Genomic DNA, 18,685 nt, shown 5'->3' with positions numbered 1-18,685 from the left:
TGTCTTTAAGTTAGATAATGGCTTGGAGTGCAGTGGCGTCAAATGGTTCCTTAACGCGCAAAAACAACGGCGGAGAGGTGATGTTTGGTAACAATTTCTTTCCCCCCTTTAATTGACTTCATCGATAAAGACTCTAGCATGAGAAGCGTCTTAAACCACAGATGATGCGATCATGAAAAAATTACTCTCTGTTGCAGCTTTGATGTTTGTCTTTGTTGTCACAGCGCCTTATGCAGAAGCGAAGCGCTTTGGCGGCGGCAAGTCCTTTGGTAAAAGCTTCAAAACGGCGCCAGCGCCAAAAAATAACACCACAAACACTAACACGCTCAAGCAAAATACCACCAAAAGCGGCAAAAAAGGGCTCGCGGGTGGTCTGCTGGGTGGCTTGCTTGCTGGTGGCCTGCTCGCGGCCTTCTTTGGCGGTGCCTTTGAGGGGATCCAGTTTATGGATATCCTGATCATGGGTCTGATTGCCTACTTTGCACTGAAGTTTTTACGCGGATTGACGCAAGCGAAGGCGGGGGCCCAAGCACAAGGGCCAGCCTATGCGGGTGAGAGTAAAGGTTATTATCATCAGCAACCTAATGCCTTTCGAAACCATGCGGCTGATAGCTCAAGCAGGGCTGCGACAGGTGGCTTTGGTGCCGACACGCAAAATGATGTGCCGTTTAACTTTCCGCCACAGTTCGATATGCAAAGTTTTTTAAGTGGTGCGCGTGAGCACTATCGTATTTTGCAAGGTGCATGGAACCACAATGAATTAGAAAAGATCCAAGAATACGTCACCCCTGAGCTATACAACGACTTAGCGGCAGAACGCGCGCGCTTAGGTACTAAGCAACATACCGAAGTGATGTACGTCGATGCAGAGATTGTCCGTGCTGATCACGACAGCCGTCGCGCACAGTTAAGCTTAAAATTCACCGGCCGTTATTGTGACCGTGTGGAGGGTGTCGAAGAAGATATTACTGATATCTGGCATCTTGAGCGTGACTTGTCCCAAGCCAATGCGCCTTGGCTGATTGTGGGTATCCAAAGCTAATTCTGCAGAAAAGCGCCAATAATACAGAAAGGCTAGTACTGCGGTAAAAACAAGCCAATATGATAAAAGCGCTAGCTTGTAGTGAGGTAGCGCTTTTTTATGTCGCCGCTTCCAGATATATCAAGTTGTCGAGCGCTTGTTGGTAATGATCGCCACAGACATCCGGGTCGGCGTCAAATGCGGCGCAAACGCCTGGGCGGTCGGGCGTACCGAAAAGCTGGCATAAATTGTTGTCATCGAGCTGCACACAGCGAGTGCCTGCAGGTTTACCATAAGGCATACCTGGAATGGGAGATGAAATACTAGGCGCGATGCAGCAGGCGCCACAGCCTAGACGGCACGAAAATGTCGATGCAGTGGGCATATTGTCGGCTTCCTCAATGTGCAGGGGCGGGCACTTTATCATTCGGCTGTACACTCTCCAACCCATCCCAATGCCTGCTTGCACTTTATCGCTATGATGGTTATAACAGCGGCGCAATGTCTTGCCGCTCCGCGCGGTTTTATTATAAAAAGAGAGCCAGCATCATGAGCACGCCCTTTTGGCAACAAAAAACCTTAGCGCAAATGAGCGATGAGGAGTGGGAGTCGTTATGCGACGGTTGTGGCCGTTGTTGTTTGCATAAGTTGATCGATGAAGAAACTGATGAACTCTACTATACCAACGTTGCCTGCAGTTTGTTGGATGATAAAACCTGCTCATGCAAAGACTATCCTAATCGTTTCTCGTATGAAGAGTCCTGTTTGAAGCTTACCCGCGACAAAATCGACGAGTTTTACTGGCTGCCAGAAACTTGTGCCTATCGTTTGTTGGCAGAAGATAAACCGCTACCTGATTGGCACCCGCTGATCACCGGATCAAAAGCGGCAATGCACAAAGCGGGGATTTCGGTCAAAGACAGCGTGGTGTATGAAATTGATGTGATTGACTGGGAAGATCATATTCAGCTTACCACGCGGCCAAGATAGGGATGCGAACCGTTAGCCTCCCGTTTGCCTGGCATCAAGGCTAACCCATTGTTTATTTTCGAGCGTGGGGCATAATGAGTGCCAACTCGACAGGAGGTGGAATGCAAAGGTACACGCGTCGTTCTAAAGCTGGCTGGGCCCTCGCAATAGCGTTATGGGTTCTGGCAGTGTGTGCCTTGCAAAATCAGCTTAGCCTGCAATCAGGGGCGCAAGCTGCCTGCCAAGTTGGCAACTTGGGAGAGCATGGTGATGAGGTCAATACAGTGGGCAAGAAATGTTCGCTGTCTGAGCAATTGATGCATCCTTCTGTTCTGACCCTAGATTGGCTGCCTTCTCCACTTTGGTGGTTGATTGTGTTGCTTGCCGTTATGGCAACCGTCAGCCTCGCGGTGGTATTACCCACGCATGACCCACCCACGTATCGACGGCGGCATCTTTGCTTTTGTGTGTTCCGAGAATAAAGCGCCTTTTCTTTCCATGGCGTATTTATTTTCAACAAGGAACAGATTTATGACTCGAATCAATCACTATTGGCGCAGCGTAACACCAAGTAGCGTATGGCAAGCTTTGGTCTTACTACCGCTTTTGTCTTTATATTTACTGTTACTCAGCCCTTCTGTACTGGCAAATACGCCCGATACAGGTTGGCTGTCTAACCCTGATCACCCTCCCGTTGAGGTGCGTTTAGCGCTCACTGGTCAAGGTAATCCAGAGACTCACCACCTCGATGGCTTGCTTTCCGTCCGTTTACAAGGCGATTGGAAAACCTATTGGCGCTCGCCAGGCGAGGGCGGGGTCGCCCCAGAGCTTATCATTAACGATAGCCAAAACCTGGACGATATTACCTGGCATTGGCCAGCACCGAAGCGCCACGAGCTACTTGGCCTGACCATGTTGGGCTACAAGGGGCAGGTGACTTTCCCGCTGACCTTTGAGGTTGAAACCTGGCAACAGCCGGTTTCGTTGGATGCTACCTTGCGCTTGTCTTCGTGCACCAGTGTGTGCGTGATCACTGACTACCCCATCTCGCTCGACGTGACGCCCAGCGCACTGAAGGCTGATGGTGAGCGGATGTATCAGTTCAACCAAGCGATGAGTCAGGTGCCTAAGCCGCTACCTAGTGTGCAGGTTGAGTCTGCGGTCTGGGATGCTAACAAGCAGCAGCTCGCCGTCACTGTCACCGGTAACCAAGCTTGGCAACAGCCAGATATGCTGGTGGATGGCGAGGCGGTTATTGATGACACCTTTGGTGTACCCAGTCTCCACCGTGATGGCGACACCCTGACCGCGACCTTTGATGTCACCAATTGGATAGAAACCCCCAAGCTGACCGGTAAACCGATTCAAGTCACTGTTATTGATGAGCAGCTTCTGGCTGAGCACAGCACCACAGTGCGTGCCGGAAGTGTCGCGTCGCAAGCCGGATTATCTGTTTGGGTGATTGGTGGCATTGCCCTCTTGGGGGGGCTGATTTTGAACGTGATGCCCTGTGTGCTCCCTGTACTTGGACTCAAACTTAACAGCATTGTCGCCAACCCGAATGCCACCCGTCGGGCGGTTCGTAGCCAGTTTCTGGCCTCAGCTGCCGGTATTCTGGTGTCGTTTTGGGCGATAGCTGGGCTGCTGATGACATTAAAGCTAACGGGGCAAGCCGTGGGTTGGGGCGTCCAGTTTCAAAGTCCAATCTTTATCGGCGTCATGACGCTGGTCATTTGGCTATTCGCGCTGAGCTTGTTTGATGTGCTGCGTATTGATTTGCCATCAAGCTGGCAAACTTGGCTTGCGACACGCGGTGGCCACACAACAAGCGGTCACTTTGTCCAAGGGGTATTTGCCACCTTACTAGCCACACCATGCTCGGCACCTTTTTTAGGCACTGCGGTGGCATATGCACTGGGGGGATCCTTGACCGCGCTCTGGCTGATTTTTACCGCGCTGGCGGTCGGGATGGCGCTGCCGTGGTTGCTTGTGGCGGTTTTCCCTGGATTAACTCGCACGCTGCCTAAACCGGGTCCGTGGATGAATCACGTGAAACGGGTATTTGCGCTCTTGCTGGTTGCTACCACGGTGTGGCTATTCTGGCTGTGGATGCCTTATCTGGGCGTTGTTGGCGCTATCGCAGTGGGGGCACTGTTGCTTGCTACCAGTGTGTGGCTGACATATCGTACCCTTGGTAAGCTTGCCGCGATTAAAGGCGCAGCTGGACTATTGGCCGTTATGGTATTAGCGATTGTTGGCGCCTCCTTGACGGCAGAGCGTTGGGCAACGCCGATGAACTCGGATCCGGATTGGGTGGCGCTGGACGAAGCTGTGATCGCTCAAGCGGTGGACCAGGGCAAGCTGGTGTTTATCGATGTCACCGCGGATTGGTGTATTACCTGTCATGCCAACAAAGTGGGTGTGATATTGCAATCGCCCGTTTATGATGCCATTACCGCGTCTAATGTGGTAGCAATGCAAGGTGACTGGACCCGACCCAGTGAACGTGTGACGCAATATTTACAAAAGCACCAGCGCTATGGTGTGCCGTTTAATATTGTTTATGGTCCGGGGGCACCAAACGGCATTGCACTGCCGGTAATTTTGACCGATAAGGCCGTCATGAGCGCGCTTGAGCAGGCAAAAAAACCATGACGAGCAGTAAAATGAAACGGTCGTGGCGTGAGCGGGTCAAACGTGGTGCGCGTGACGTGTGCTGGCTCATCGTGTTTGTGCTGATATCTAGCACTGCCGTCGATTGGTGGCGAAGCCGTGATATCGACACCAGTCAGTTTCCTGTGGACACGGTCCGCTTGCTGGATGGCCGCCAACAGGATTTGCTCGCCATGTCGCAGCACGAACCCGTGCTTATCTATGTATGGGCGAGTTGGTGCGGTGTGTGCCGTTTTGTGACTCCCTCGGTAGATTGGTTGAGTGATCATGCGCAGGTGGTCTCGATCGCGTTACGCTCAGGCTCAGCGAAAAAAGTAAATGGATACCTTGCTCATCATGGTTACGATTTTTCGGTCGTCAATGATCCAGATGGACAACTCTCACGTCGATTGTCAGTGAAAGTGACGCCGACGGTAATGGTGGTTGAGCAAGGAAAAATCACCGCGATAACAACAGGCTTTACCTCACCGGTTGGCCTATGGTTAAGAATGTTGTGATGACGACAAACGTTAAAAAAGGAAACCGAATGTCCCTATCTCGTTTTTTTGCACCTTGGCTGGTGCTTCTTATGCTGGCTTTTCCGGTGAGTGCTAATACGCTATCTGATACGGAGCAAACACAGCTGGATGAAATCGTCGATTTGCTCGAAGCGAATCCTGCGCTGATTGCGAATCTTAACCAAAGCTTGCAAAAATATGTTGAGCAGCAAAAGACATTAAAACAAAACCTCGCCGCGCGCCGAGACTGGTTTGAATCGGACACCCACAGCTGGATTGGCGCGGAGGATCCGACGGTCACCGTGATTAACTTTATGGACTACAACTGTCCATACTGTAAAAAGCTTGAAGACGAGCTACAGAAACTGGTTGCCGCCCACGACGATGTGAAGGTGATTAATATTGCCGTGCCGCTAAAACAACAGAATATCGAATCGCTTGATACCAACTCTGCCGTGTATGCGATGAATGTGTGGCTGGAAAAACCTGAGGCCTTTGCGCAGGTTCATGAATTATTGATGAAAAAGCGCGGTATGCATGATGCACGTTCTTTAGAGAAAATTGCGCAAAAAACCGATACCGAATCACTGCTTGCGGGCAAAGAGCGAACCGGAGAAGCGGTAGCTGACAACTACCGCGCCTTCATGGAGCTTGGGTTGCGTGGTACACCAGCGATGATTATTGGTGATCAAGTTGCACCTGGCTATCTACCCTATCCACAGCTAGAAGCCATGGTTAAGGCGGCCAAACAAGAAGGCTAAGCGTGAGTGATACTCGCTAACTATTTGAAAGCCAGTCAAAAGATGACTGGCTTTTTTTGTGTGCTGCGATTTGAGGGAAAAGCTGGCAAAATAGCGCGCCTTAACGGTAAAGGTACGGCATGAGTCAAACGAATTATCAATCACCACGCATTGTATTAGGCCCTATGGAAGGCGTACTTGATCCCTTAATGCGCAAGCTACTGACTGAGATTAATCACTATGATCTCTGCGTGACCGAGTTTGTGCGTGTGGTGGATCAGCGTTTACCGGAAAAAGTCTTTTATCGCTTCTGCCCTGAGTTACATCAAGGTGGCTTTACCGATGCGGGGACGCCGGTTCGGGTCCAACTACTGGGGCAAGATGTTGATGCGATGGCCAGTAACGCGCAGCACGCGATTCAGTTAGGGTCGCAAGGGATCGACATTAACTTTGGTTGCCCCTCTAAAACGGTGAATGGCAACCGCGGCGGCGCAGCGTTATTAAAGACGCCTGAGCATATCTACGAGGTGGTGAAAGCGGTGCGTGAAAGCGTCGCGCCTGAACATACGGTGAGTGCAAAAGTGCGTTTAGGATTCAATGATCTGGATGACTATTTAGACATTGCCCAAGCGGTTAATGATGCGGGAGCCGACGAGCTGGTGGTCCATGGCCGTACCAAGCGCGACGGTTACAAGGCAGGGACGATTCGTTGGGATTTAATTGCGGAGATTAACCAACAGTTTGCGATCCCTGTAACGGCAAACGGTGATATTTGGGGACGGGATGACGCGCTTAAGTGCCAAGCACTCACAGGCTGTGACACATTAATGGTTTGCCGTGGCGCGCTAAATATGCCCAACTTGGGTCAACATATTCGTGACAATGTTGAGCCCATGGATTGGCCTGCGGTGTTGGCCTTGTTAGTGCGCTATAGCGCACAGGAGCGCCAAGGAGACAAGGCGGTGTATTTCCCTAACCGCATTAAGCAATGGTTTAAGTATTTGCGTCAGTATTATCCGCAGGCTGACGCGTGCTTTAAGGTTATTCGCGTCCTTAATCGCGCTGATGAGATAGCCAGAGCGCTCGATAACGCGCGTGCGCAAACAGAATTCATAAAATAGGAAACCTTATGTCAACACTTATGACACTCTCTGATGACTGGGACGGCATGCCGGCCAGTTTTGTTGAAGGGGCGCTGCTGGCTGCCAACATTTGTCCTGTGCCGATGGACCCAGATACTTGGTTGTCGGTGTTAGTGACCGCCGGGGTTGAAGACGATGAAGTCGTGGCGCTTAATGACAAGGACAAGCAGGCCATACTCGCGCACCTGGAGCAACAATATCATGCGTTGATGCGTAATGATTACACCTTGCCTGACGCGTTAATGATTGCGATGCGCGGCGAGCTCGCACAAGCCTTTTCAGAAGGGTTTCTTGCCGTATGGCCCCATATTGAGCCGCATTGGCATGATGTCACACTCAATGATGGTAGCCGCCGTATGCTTTCCGCATTAGTGACCACTATGCTGCTACTGCATGACGAGGCCGGTACCTTAGCGCAAATGAAAGAGGTAGGGATTGATGTTGAGCCTGGCCAATATGTTGAGCAATTAGATCTTATGATCCAAGAAGTCGCGAAAGCGGCCGATGAAGCACAACAAGGAACGCACGGCGCGCATCAGGTGAATCCGTTTAAATCGGTTGGCCGTAATGATGCCTGCCCGTGCGGTAGTGGCGCTAAGTTCAAAAAATGCTGCGGGCGTTAATCGGATGATATCAGCAGCGCAGACGACTGCAATTCGCGTAGTGGCCGGTGTGGCCACGCACAGTCACCACGTTTTAGTGGCGCAACGACAGCCAGATTCGCAGTTTATCAGCTGGTGGGAATTTCCTGGCGGCAAAGTCGAGCAAGGCGAGACCGACCAGCAGGCACTTAAGCGTGAATGGCTTGAAGAGTTCGGCGTTGAAATCAACGTCGGCGCAGCCATCGTCGAAACCGAATACGATTATGGTGACAAGGTGATTTTACTGTGCAGCTATTGGTGCGAGATCCTGGATACGCCATTAACGTTGAAACAGCATCAGGCCGTATACTGGAGCGACCCCCAGCGGCTTGACCCCGGGGTATTTAGCGCCGCAGACCGGCCGTTAATACGTCAGTTGTGTCATTCAGTAAGCGACCATCAACTCATGCAAAGCGCCGAGTAAATCGGCGTTTTCTTTTTTATCCGGTTATCTTGGTGCCTAGTGCCTAGTGCCTAGTGCCTAGTGCTTAGTGCATAGCCGCGAGTTATTAAGAAAAAATCCGACGCGGTGGGCGACCGATAAACTGGGCGATAACCACCAGCCCCCAGATCACGAGCATGGCCGAGAAAATGCCCACCAGCCATTGTGGCATGGACCAACCTAACCATTGCCAGACCACTTTACTGCAATCTCCAGACGCTTCAAACACCTGAGGCAGCCACTGGTTTAAAGGGGCCCAAGAAGGGAAGTTTACCGCCACATCACAGGTCGGGCCAAAGAGTTGGTTAGGATCGGGGAATTGATAACTGACATGCTCTAATGAAAGCTTTAGCCCCCAAGCGGCGGTGATGCCATAGGCCAGCAACCCTAGGGTACGCCAAAAGGGCTCCTCGGGAGCAATCAGTCCGAGTAACGCTGCCGTGCCCACACCAAATAAGGCGACACGTTCATAAATACACATCACACAGGGCGCAAGTCCTTGGCCATGTTGGAAATACAGCGCGGTTGCTTCGAGGCCAACCACACAGAGAAGCAACAACAGCCAGGACGCTCGGCTGCGAGAAAATTGATTTAAGGCGCGCCACATAACTCACTCCTGATAAAAAACAAGGCTCTACACTGAGAGCCTTGCTATTCAATCGTTTGTTGAGACGAAGGTCAATGATAGAAATGCGTTAGTGCGCACTGGGTATCGCTTGTTGGGTCATATGGATGGTTTCAGATATCCAGCCTTGGTGTAGCATCCACTCGGTTGCTGGCACCAAAAAGAACTCGATACCCATCACGCCCAATAAGCCCATCACAATGGTATAGGGCAGTGCCATATACACCATGCGCCCGTATGACAGGCGTAGCAAGGGAGCCAGCGTCGAAGTAAGCAAGAACAAAAACGCAGCTTGACCATTAGGGGTCGCAACGGACGGCAAGTTAGTCCCTGTATTGATAGCGACCGCCAACATATCAAACTGCTCGCGATCAATGACCCCATTGAGGAGCGCTGTTTTCACCTCATTGATGTAGACGGTCCCCACAAAGACATTATCAGACACCATGGACAGCAAGCCGTTTGCTACATAAAACATGGTAAGTTGCAAATGGCCTTCCAATGACAGCACCAGATCAATCACCGGTGCAAACAAGTGCTGGTCAATAATCACCGCGACTATTGAGAAAAAGACCGCCAATAGCGCAGTGAAAGGGAGTGCCTCTTCAAACGCTTTGCCGATATGGTGTTCATCGATTACCCCGGTAAACGAGGTGGCCAAGATGATAATACTGAGACCAATCAAGCCGACTGCGGCTAAGTGAAGGGCAAGGGCGGCAATCAACCAAACGGCGATCAACGCTTGAACCACGAGTTTGGCCACATCTTGTGGCGTGCGTTTTGCGCGTTGTACTTTATCGTACTCGACCAATATGTTTAGCACGTTATTCGGCAATTTTGCCCCGTATCCAAACCAGCCAAACTTTTCAACGATTATGCAGGTTAACAAACCAGCAAAGAAAACGGGCAGGGTCACCGGTGCCATGCGTAGGATAAATTCACCAAAATGCCAGCCAGCTTGATCGGCAATAATCAGGTTTTGCGGCTCACCGACCATCGTCATCACGCCCCCGAGTGCAGTACCCACCCCTGCATGCATCAATAGACTGCGTAAGAAGGCACGATAATTCTCCAGATCGTTGCGGCTAAGCTCATCACTTAAGCTGTCATCTGAGGTGTGGTCATGGGCGGCACCAAGCTCCTTCCCCGAGGCAACGCGGTGATAAATGGAGTAAAAGCCGACGGCGACACTGATCACCACCGCGATCACGGTTAAGGCATCAAGGAAGGCCGAAAGCGCTGCAGCCGCGCTGCAAAATGCTAATGAAAGGGCAATTTTAGAGCGAATGCCCAGTAGTATTTTGGTGAAAATAAAAAGCAACAACTGCTTCATGAAGTAAATGCCGGCGACCATAAAAACAAGCAGCAGCAGAACTTCTACGTTGGCTACCAGCTCGTGCTTAACTTGAGCTGGGCTGGTCATCCCTATCGCGACCGCTTCAATCGCCAATAGCCCGCCAGGCTGAAGTGGGTAGCACTTTAACGCCATGGCCAAAGTAAAAATAAACTCGACCACCAGTAGCCAACCGGCCATGAAAGGGTTAATCGAGAAAATGATCGGATTAATAATTAAAAAGCCAACAATGGCCAGCTTGTACCAATCAGGGGCTTTGCCGAGAAAGTTCTTTAAAAACGCGGTGCTGAGCGTAATGGTCTTAGCCATAATGATAGTCTCATTGTTATCTATGTCTCTTAACGCGCACGGATGGGCGAGTTACGTGCTACATCGCTTAGTGTGGTGAGCCCATAAAGCTCGCACGCGAGAGGGTGACAGTTAAAAGTGACGGTACGACTATCGGTATGAGTTACCCGTTCAGAGCAACGAAGGATAGCCTTGTCAGATAGTAAGTGTGCGCCAGTTTGCCTTAGACATATTTTGTTACATCTTGTATGGCGTAGTTTTGCGAGTTATGCCCAAATTTTCATTGATCTGGTACAAAAAGATAGCAGATGTCACGCGATTGGTGGCGATATCACAGAGCTGTTTCTGCAACTCATGACTAGTGGTATGATGACTTATTAATCAGAGCAAGAAGCAAATTGGAATTTAGATTCAATGGTTATAAAGGCGGATAGCCCAGCAACATTTGCTGAAAAATATATAATTGAAAGTATTTGGAACAATCACTTCCCAAAGGGCTCTATTTTACCCGCAGAGCGTGAATTGTCTGAACTCATTGGCGTGACGCGCACCACGTTACGGGAGGTGCTTCAGCGCCTCGCCCGCGATGGTTGGTTAACCATTCAACATGGCAAACCTACTCGGGTCAATGATTACATGCGAACGTCGGGGCTCAGTATTCTTGATACGCTGGTGACCCTGGAAGGGCAGGACGTGCACGGGGTTCTCGAGGATTTACTTGCGGCGCGGACAGACATTAGCGGTGTCTATATGCGTTATGCAGCTAAAAATCGCCCGCAAGACTGCTTGGACCTCATTGATTTGGTTATTAAGCGCTGCCAACAAGTACTTGAGTGCGAGCGCTTTGAACAGTTCTTAGATCTGATTGATGAGAAAAGCGAAGTTCTGAAAGACGTCAAAAAAATTCAGGACAAATATGGTAAGCAGGATCCTGAGCTGTGTGAGCGTATTTGTATGGGCCGTGCTTTTAATCATTTCGATTATCGCTTGTTCCAAGGCATGGCGCACTTCTCTGGCAATAAAGTCTATGTGTTGACGATTAATGGTATGCGCCAAATTTATTCACGCGTGGGGGGCTATTACTTTATGGACCGCCGTGCCTGTGAAAATGCGCTGAGCTTTTATAGTGATCTACGCGAAATGGTGGCCAATAACCAACATCCAGCCATTGGTGACCGGGTAAAACAATACGGACGTGAGTGCGGGGGCTTATGGTTTAGTAACCGTGAGACCATTGCCTCTCACATGGCTGAAGAAGAAGCATAGGTCTTGGCGTAAAGACGCATAAACCTGAGCGTAAAGGCACATAAACCTGAGCGTGCATAACAAAAGCCGTCGTGATGAAAGCATCAGGGCGGCTTTTTTAATGGCGCTGGATGTCCCCTTAGGCTGGGGGCTGTTCCTAATGGCTACCCATTAACATATCAGGATCAAACTGGGGACGCTTGGGACAACTGCTAAGAATTTTTCCACGTCCTTCGCTGGTTTCTTCTTCCAAAACCACTTCAAACCCCCAGAGTCGGTGGACATGTTTTAACACTTCTTCATGAGAGTTGGCGAGCGGAATACGGTTATGCGGCACATACCTCAGTGTGAGTGAACGATTACCGCGCAAATCGACATCAAAGACTTGAATGTTTGGCTCGCGATTACTCAGGTTATATTGTGCTGATAAGTCTTCACGTAGCTGACGATACCCTTGTTCATTATGAATGCTGGTGACTTCAATATAGTTTTGTCGATCGTCGTCATTGACCGCAAAAAATTTCATATCCCGCATCACCTTGGGGGACAAAAACTGACTAATAAAGCTCTCATCTTTAAAGTTTGCCATCGCAAAATGGACCGTCTCAAGCCAGTCTTTGCCGGCAATGTCAGGGAACCAGTATTTATCCTCATCGGTTGGCTCTTCGCACATGCGGCGAATGTCCTGAAACATGGCAAACCCGAGCGCGTAGGGATTAATGCCGGAATAAAACTGACTATTGTAGGGCGGCTGCGCGACCACATTCGTATGGCTATGTAAAAACTCCATAATAAAGCTATCCGTGACCAAGCCTTCATCATAAAGGTGGTTAAGAATGGTGTAATGCCAGAAGGTCGCCCAACCTTCGTTCATCACTTGCGTTTGTTTTTGCGGATAAAAATATTGGCTCACTTTACGGACGATCCGCACAATCTCACGCTGCCAAGGCTCTAGGAGTGGGGAATGTTTCTCAAAAAAGTACAGCAGGTTTTCTTGTGGCTCTGATGGAAAACGGCGCGTTTCTGCCTCCTGCTCTTTTTTCCCGCCTGGGATGGTCCGCCACAGTTCGTTAACTTGGGTTTGCAGATAATCTTCTCGTGCTTTCTGGCGTGCTTTTTCTTCGGCAAGTGAGATCTTTTGCGGACGTTTATACCTGTCGACGCCATAGTTCATCAGCGCGTGGCAGGAGTCGATCAGGTTTTCGACTTCCGCGAGGCCGTACTTTTCTTCACACTCGCTAATGTAGTGTTTGGCGAACAGCAGGTAATCAATGATCGAGCCGGCATCGGTCCAGGTTTGGAACAGATAATTGCCTTTAAAGAAAGAGTTATGACCATAACAGGCATGCGCCATGACTAGCGCTTGCATGGTGATGGTGTTTTCTTCCATAAGGTAGGCAATACACGGGTCCGAGTTGATCACAATCTCGTACGCCAACCCCATGTACCCATGCTTATAGTTGCGCTCGGTTTCAATAAATTTTTTGCCGAATGACCAGTGGTTATAGTTGATGGGCATTCCCACACTGGAGTAAGCATCCATCATCTGCTCGGCGGCGATGATTTCTATTTGATTGGGATAGGTGTCGAGCTTGTAGTGTTCGGCAACCCGTTTAATTTCCTTGTGATACTGCTCAAGCAGGTCAAAGGTCCAATCCGGCCCATCGTGGAGTGGAGTCTTGTGTTTACCTTTGGTGACAGCCATACCATGCCTCCCTGATAAAATGCGTCTATGCCGGTATGGCGTCAGGCTTCGACCTGACGCTTAAACAATTCGCGAAATACGGGGAAAATCTCTTCCGCGGAGCGAATGTTCTGCATAGCAAAATTGTCATGGCTTTCGGCGAGTGACTGATACTCACGCCACAGTGTTTGGTGCGCACGACGTGTTATTTCAATATAGGCGTAATAGCGGCTCACCGGTAACAGCGTTTTTTGCAACAACTCGCGACAGCCCGGTGAGTCGTCAGCCCAGTTATCGCCATCTGAGGCTTGAGCGGCGTAAACATTCCATTCTGTCGGGTTGTACCTGTCTTTGATGATGTCATCCATCAGTCGCAGGGCGCTGGACACAATGGTGCCGCCGGTTTCTTGCGAATAAAAGAACTCATGTTCGTCGACTTCTTTCGCCTGTGTGTGATGGCGAATAAATACCACCTCGACATTTTTGTAAGTCCGTGAGAGAAACAGATACAGCAGAATATAAAAACGCTTAGCAATGTCTTTGGTGGCTTGGTCCATCGAACCAGACACATCCATTAAGCAAAACATCACCGCCCGACTATTTGGCTGAGGTCGCTTCTCGTAGTTTTTGTAGCGTAAATCGAAGGTGTCGATAAACGGCACGGCAGCAAGTTTGTTTTTGAGTGCCGCGATCTCTTCTTCGAGGCGTTTTTCCTCTAACGGTTGAGCAGGCTCAGCACGTTGAATCTGTCCGAGTGCTTGTTCAAGCTCAGCGAGCTCGCGGCGTTTTCCGGCTGACATCGCCGTTCGTCTCGCAAGCGAATTTTGTAAAGAACGGACGATAGCGATATTGGAAGGCACGCCGTTTGAGGTATACCCAGAGCGGTGTGTTTTGTACTCCACCATTTTCGCCATCTGGTTCTTTTTTAGATTCGGTAGTTCGAGATCTTCGAACAACAGATCCAAGTATTCGTCTTTCGAAATTTGGAAAACAAACTCGTCTTGTCCCTCACCATCTGGACTTGCTTGCCCTTCACCGGCGCCGCCGCCTTCGCCACCCGGTGGGCGAGCGATACGATCGCCAGGACTAAATTGGTCATTACCCGGGTGGACAGCCTCCCGCTGTCCCCCTTTGCCTTGGTGAAACGTGGGTTCACGGATGTCGCGTGATGGAATCGAAATGTCCTCACCACTTTCGATATCGGTGATCGAGCGATTGTTGACGGCGTCGGCAATGGACTCTTTTATCTGCCGCTTGTGGCGGCGTAGAAAGCGCTGCCGGTTGACAGTGCTTTTGTTTTTGCCATTGAGACGACGATCAATAAAATGCGCCATAACTTTCTCCCGTCATCTGCGTCAACCCGTAGGCTACGACGATTTACGCACGCGCAAATACCATTCGGCGAGCAAGCGAACTTGCTTGCGGGTATAGCCTTTTTCCATCATTCGGGCGACAAAGTCGTCGTGTTTTTTCTGCTCGTCGCTTGAGGTCTTAGTATTGAACGAAATCACCGGCAGCAGATCTTCCGTATTGGAGAACATCTTTTTCTCAATCACGGTTTTCAGCTTCTCATAACTGGTCCACGCCGGATTCTTGCCTTCATTATTCGCTCGAGCACGGAGCACAAAGTTAACGATTTCGTTACGGAAATCTTTCGGGTTACTGATACCCGCTGGCTTTTCGATTTTCTCCAACTCGCCATTAAGCGCTGAACGATCAAACAGCTGACCAGTATCTGGGTCGCGGAATTCTTGATCTTGAATCCAGAAATCGGCATACGTGACATAGCGGTCAAAAATATTCTGGCCGTACTCAGAGTAAGACTCGAGATAGGCGGTTTGGATCTCTTTGCCAATAAACTCGATATATTTAGGAATTAAGTAGCCCTTCAAGTGCTCTAAATAGCGTTCGGCGACCTCTTGTGGGAATTGCTCCCGCTCGATTTGCTGCTCCAGGACATAGAACAAATGCACAGGGTTAGCCGCGACCTCGGCGTGATCAAAGTTGAAAACACGTGACAAAATCTTGAAGGCAAAACGGGTTGATAGTCCATCCATACCCTCATCGACCCCAGCAAAATCTCGGTATTCTTGGTAAGACTTGGCTTTTGGATCGGTATCTTTGAGTGTTTCCCCATCATACACACGCATCTTCGAATAAATGCTTGAGTTTTCAGTATCTTTCAAGCGAGACAATACCGTAAAGCGCGCCAGAATATCGAGTGTGCTTGGCGAGCAAGGCGCATGGCGTAATTCACTGGTCGCCAACAATTTGTCGTAAATATGGATTTCATCCGAAATTCGCAAACAATAGGGTACTTTGACAATGTAAACCCGGTCGAGGAAGGCCTCGTTATTTTTGTTATTGCGGAATGATTGCCATTCGGATTCATTTGAGTGGGCCAAAATGATGCCGTCAAATGGCAATGCCGAAAGCCCTTCCGTACCGTTGTAGTTACCTTCTTGCGTTGCCGTGAGTAGGGGATGAAGCACTTTGATCGGTGCTTTAAACATCTCGACAAACTCCATCATGCCTTGGTTAGCCCGGCAAAGCGCACCGGAGTAGGAATAGGCATCAGGATCATCTTGTGAATAATGTTCAAGTTGGCGAATATCTACTTTACCAACCAAGGCAGAGATATCCTGGTTGTTTTCATCGCCTGGCTCAGTTTTGGCAACGCCAACTTGATTGAGAATAGAGGGACGGAGCTTAACCACTTTAAATTGGCTGATATCGCCGCCAAATTCTTTTAATCGCTTAGCGGCCCAAGGCGACATAATATGTTGAACGTAGCGCTGTGGAATGCCATATTCTTGTTCGAGTAAGTGGCCATCTTCAGTCGCATCAAACAGGCAAAATGGGTGATCATTCACTGGGCTACGTTCGCCATTGGCGGTTAGTACATAAATCGGCATCTGCTGCATCAAGCTTTTTAGCTTCTCGGCTAATGACGATTTCCCCCCACCGACAGGGCCCAGTAAGTAAAGAATTTGTTTGCGCTCTTCTAAGCCTTGAGCGGCATGTTTAAGGTATGAGACGATTTGCTCGATCGAATCTTCCATACCATAAAAGTCTTTGAACGTTGGGTAACGTGAAATGACACGGTTAGAGAAAAGTCGGCTGAGCCGAGGGTCGAGCGAAGTATCAACCTTTTCCGGTTCGCCAATCGCCATCAGCAAACGTTCCGCGGCATTGGCATACGCGCCGCGATCATCTCGGCATAGATCCAAGAATGCTTGAAGGCTCATTTCTTCGTCTTTCGCTTCTTCGTAGCGCTGACGATAGTGATCAAAAATAGTCATGGTCTTGCCCCCTAAATCGTCTGATAACTCGAAAAGAAAAGGCGCAAAGTTGGCTGGATGTTCCCTTTCCTTTTTATAAGGTTAGACCGCATTGCTCGATCTTGCGTGAAAGAATTGTTTGTTTTTTCGATAATTTTTGTTGAGTGATTTGTATGCCTGTCTTGCCAATATATTGACAGCGGGTGTTCAAGCTAGTGAGATATGCTGGTGGTGATTATTTTGCCAGCTAGGGGGACTGGGCTTACATTGGCCAGCCGTTAAACAATAAAGGAAAGGATGATGAATATAGCAAGAGAAACGGCTTGGGTAGTGTGTGCGTTGGCACTGACTTCCGGCAATGTTTATGCAGACACGCGGGTATCAGCAGGGGTGATCGGCGCGTTTTCACCCCAAGTGTACAAAGACACGGATACCGACCCACTTGTGGTACCGACAGTCAACCTTGATACCGACCACTTTTACTTTCGCGGTCTCACTGCCGGCGCACGTCTGGCACCGAAAGACTCGACACACAATCTCGTCGTATCAGCGACCTATGACCCTCGTCGTTTCGATCCTGCCGATACCGACGATCCGCAATTGAGCCAGCTCGACAAGCGCGATGCATCGATTGTGGCAGCGCTTGCCTACCAATACCATTCACCTATCGGACGTTTTCAGGCGGCTGTTGGCGAAGGCGTGACCCATGATAGGGACGGGGTATATGGCGAAGTGAATTGGAAATATGGATTTAATCACCCGCGTTGGGGCGTCTCTCCGGAAGTAGGGTATGCCTACAATAGCCATGAGTTAAATAAGCACCTTTATGGGGTCAGCGCCACTGAAGCATCGCGTGTTTCAGGCATTGAGGCGTATGAGCCAGGCTCTGCGGGCCATTACTTTGTTGGTGCCAGTGGCTATTTTATGCTGACCGAGCGCATCCAACTGCTTGGTGGTGTGCGCTATACCAACCTCGATGATGAAATAGCGAACAGCCCAATGGTGGACCAATCTACCGCCGCTTCCGGCTATCTCGGTGTTAATTATGTCTTTATGTAGCCAAGTGTTTATGTAGCCAAGTCTTTATGTAACCAAGTCTTTATGTAACCAAGTCTTTATATAAAAAAGTCTCTATGTAACAAAGCGGCCACCTTATACCAAGGTGGCCGCTTTGTTTAGCGTCGCGCTTTTTCATCACATAACGTTGTGGCCAGGGTATAGGTTTGCCCTGGCGATACCAGGGTATCTGGTTGCTCAAGCGCGGCCTCAATGCAAACAAAATGTTGATAGCCATCGTCATCCATGTCTGCCATTTGTACTGAGGCAGCTTGTCCAGGGTTCCATATCACCGCGCTGGTCGCGCCTTGGTTGGTGACATAAACGCGACGGTTACCGGCCGGATCGGTGAGTGACAGTGTATCGCGCGCCCCGGTATAAATGCGATCCACGGGGTTTTCAAACGTGACCTTTCCCGGAGCAGGTTGAGCCGCACCGGCACTGAAATTATCGAGGTACTGATTACCAACCCCATCTACATAAGCCTGCTCGCTGTCCGCGACGGTCAGATAGCTGTGTAATGCGCCGCCCATCGTCCAATCATGCTGATCGGTATTGGTGACGGCGAGGGAAATCGTGGCTTTTTGTGTCAGGGTGAAAGTGACGGTTGCTTCAAAACGATGGGGCCAGAGTGCCATTGACTGGGCAGATTCAGACAGCTTCAGTTGCACAATCACGCCATCCGGTTGCTCGTCAACCTGCGCCAATTGCCACATCTGTCGACGCGCAAAGCCATGCGAAGGCGAGCCCGATTGTCCAAACCAAGGCCAACAAATAGGGACGCCGCCTCGTAATGGTGTTTGCGCATCGTAGACGGCGTTGCGACTCATCCAAACCAGTGAGGATTCACCTGTAGGCGCAAAGGAGAGTAAGTGGCCGCCGAAAAGACTGATGGTGGCGGCGCACGATGGGTGACTCACGCGAAGAATCGGGACCGATTGCCGATAGCATAAATCGACCGAGGCGGAGAGTTGACGTTCAAAAAGCAAAGACATGGACATAGCTTAAACCTCTTCGGGGAGTGTCT

18 protein-coding genes are annotated in these 18,685 nt (G+C 49.9%); 11 read left to right on the top strand and 7 right to left on the bottom strand.

What is annotated here, in order from left to right:
- The first annotated feature begins 172 nt into the window (after nt 1–172).
- Nucleotides 173–1,042: a TIM44-like domain-containing protein gene (locus BZG78_RS06015; RefSeq protein WP_077660659.1), complete on the top strand. Its 870-nt coding sequence runs from the start codon at nt 173–175 to the stop codon at nt 1,040–1,042.
- A 97-nt stretch (nt 1,043–1,139) separates the two neighbouring features.
- Here BZG78_RS06015 and BZG78_RS06010 read toward each other — a convergent pair whose 3' ends face one another.
- Nucleotides 1,140–1,406 (bottom strand): YkgJ family cysteine cluster protein, encoded by a 267-nt coding sequence (locus BZG78_RS06010; protein ID WP_021022267.1) that lies wholly within the window; start codon nt 1,404–1,406, stop codon nt 1,140–1,142.
- A 164-nt stretch (nt 1,407–1,570) separates the two neighbouring features.
- Here BZG78_RS06010 and BZG78_RS06005 point away from each other — a divergent pair, with 164 nt between their 5' ends.
- The 8 genes from BZG78_RS06005 to BZG78_RS05970 all read left to right on the top strand — a co-directional run bounded on the left by BZG78_RS06005 (nt 1,571) and on the right by BZG78_RS05970 (nt 8,107).
- Nucleotides 1,571–2,011, top strand: a complete 441-nt coding sequence (locus BZG78_RS06005) for a YcgN family cysteine cluster protein (RefSeq protein WP_021022268.1) — start codon at nt 1,571–1,573, stop codon at nt 2,009–2,011.
- Between the two features lie 101 nt (nt 2,012–2,112).
- On the top strand, nt 2,113–2,472 hold the full coding sequence (locus BZG78_RS06000) for a hypothetical protein (protein ID WP_077460358.1): 360 nt from the start codon (nt 2,113–2,115) through the stop codon (nt 2,470–2,472).
- A gap of 49 nt (nt 2,473–2,521) precedes the next feature.
- Nucleotides 2,522–4,645 carry a protein-disulfide reductase DsbD domain-containing protein gene (locus BZG78_RS05995; RefSeq protein ID WP_108743362.1) on the top strand — a complete coding sequence of 708 codons (2,124 nt, stop codon included), beginning with the start codon at nt 2,522–2,524 and terminating at the stop codon, nt 4,643–4,645.
- A complete protein-coding gene (locus tag BZG78_RS05990; protein ID WP_077660658.1) occupies nt 4,642–5,160 on the top strand; it encodes a protein disulfide oxidoreductase in 519 nt (172 codons plus the stop codon). The genes BZG78_RS05995 and BZG78_RS05990 overlap by 4 nt, the downstream gene beginning before the upstream one ends.
- Nucleotides 5,161–5,189: 29 nt before the next feature.
- Nucleotides 5,190–5,921: a DsbA family protein gene (locus tag BZG78_RS05985; protein WP_158011784.1), complete on the top strand. Its 732-nt coding sequence runs from the start codon at nt 5,190–5,192 to the stop codon at nt 5,919–5,921.
- A gap of 119 nt (nt 5,922–6,040) precedes the next feature.
- Nucleotides 6,041–7,021, top strand: a complete 981-nt coding sequence (gene dusC, locus BZG78_RS05980) for a tRNA dihydrouridine(16) synthase DusC (RefSeq protein WP_021022274.1) — start codon at nt 6,041–6,043, stop codon at nt 7,019–7,021.
- An 8-nt stretch (nt 7,022–7,029) separates the two neighbouring features.
- A complete protein-coding gene (locus BZG78_RS05975; RefSeq protein WP_077576294.1) occupies nt 7,030–7,665 on the top strand; it encodes an SEC-C metal-binding domain-containing protein in 636 nt (211 codons plus the stop codon).
- A gap of 4 nt (nt 7,666–7,669) precedes the next feature.
- The gene (locus BZG78_RS05970; protein WP_077660657.1) at nt 7,670–8,107 is read left to right on the top strand and encodes a (deoxy)nucleoside triphosphate pyrophosphohydrolase; all 438 of its coding nucleotides are present in this window, start codon (nt 7,670–7,672) and stop codon (nt 8,105–8,107) included.
- 85 nt (nt 8,108–8,192) lie between these two features.
- Here BZG78_RS05970 and dsbB read toward each other — a convergent pair whose 3' ends face one another.
- Nucleotides 8,193–8,732 carry a disulfide bond formation protein DsbB gene (dsbB, locus tag BZG78_RS05965; RefSeq protein WP_077460364.1) on the bottom strand — a complete coding sequence of 180 codons (540 nt, stop codon included), beginning with the start codon at nt 8,730–8,732 and terminating at the stop codon, nt 8,193–8,195.
- An 88-nt stretch (nt 8,733–8,820) separates the two neighbouring features.
- Nucleotides 8,821–10,413, bottom strand: coding sequence for a Na(+)/H(+) antiporter NhaB (nhaB, locus tag BZG78_RS05960; protein ID WP_077660656.1), 1,593 nt, complete (start codon nt 10,411–10,413; stop codon nt 8,821–8,823).
- Between the two features lie 393 nt (nt 10,414–10,806).
- On the opposite strand from nhaB, the gene fadR reads away from it, so the two are divergent.
- On the top strand, nt 10,807–11,658 hold the full coding sequence (gene fadR / locus BZG78_RS05955; RefSeq protein ID WP_077660655.1) for a fatty acid metabolism transcriptional regulator FadR: 852 nt from the start codon (nt 10,807–10,809) through the stop codon (nt 11,656–11,658).
- Nucleotides 11,659–11,794: 136 nt separating this feature from the next.
- On the opposite strand, the gene BZG78_RS05950 is transcribed toward fadR, so the two are convergent.
- Genes BZG78_RS05950 through BZG78_RS05940 form a run of 3 tightly spaced genes read right to left on the bottom strand, consistent with a single transcriptional unit; the run spans nt 11,795 to nt 16,623 of the window.
- Nucleotides 11,795–13,342, bottom strand: coding sequence for a SpoVR family protein (locus BZG78_RS05950; RefSeq protein WP_077576297.1), 1,548 nt, complete (start codon nt 13,340–13,342; stop codon nt 11,795–11,797).
- A 41-nt stretch (nt 13,343–13,383) separates the two neighbouring features.
- Entirely contained in the window at nt 13,384–14,655 is a 1,272-nt protein-coding gene (locus BZG78_RS05945; protein WP_077460368.1) for a YeaH/YhbH family protein, read from the bottom strand.
- A gap of 33 nt (nt 14,656–14,688) precedes the next feature.
- Nucleotides 14,689–16,623 carry a PrkA family serine protein kinase gene (locus BZG78_RS05940; RefSeq protein ID WP_077660654.1) on the bottom strand — a complete coding sequence of 645 codons (1,935 nt, stop codon included), beginning with the start codon at nt 16,621–16,623 and terminating at the stop codon, nt 14,689–14,691.
- A gap of 276 nt (nt 16,624–16,899) precedes the next feature.
- Here BZG78_RS05940 and BZG78_RS05935 point away from each other — a divergent pair, with 276 nt between their 5' ends.
- Nucleotides 16,900–17,661: a MipA/OmpV family protein gene (locus BZG78_RS05935; RefSeq protein ID WP_077660653.1), complete on the top strand. Its 762-nt coding sequence runs from the start codon at nt 16,900–16,902 to the stop codon at nt 17,659–17,661.
- A 116-nt stretch (nt 17,662–17,777) separates the two neighbouring features.
- Here BZG78_RS05935 and BZG78_RS05930 read toward each other — a convergent pair whose 3' ends face one another.
- The gene (locus tag BZG78_RS05930) at nt 17,778–18,659 is read right to left on the bottom strand and encodes a D-hexose-6-phosphate mutarotase (RefSeq protein WP_077660652.1); all 882 of its coding nucleotides are present in this window, start codon (nt 18,657–18,659) and stop codon (nt 17,778–17,780) included.
- Nucleotides 18,660–18,685 lie beyond the last annotated feature (26 nt).

This window comes from Salinivibrio sp. MA351 (assembly GCF_001996065.1).
Classification (GTDB): Bacteria; Pseudomonadota; Gammaproteobacteria; order Enterobacterales; family Vibrionaceae; genus Salinivibrio; species Salinivibrio costicola.
Note: the sequence above shows the minus strand (reverse complement) of the source record. Positions and strands in the feature narration are given on the sequence as shown.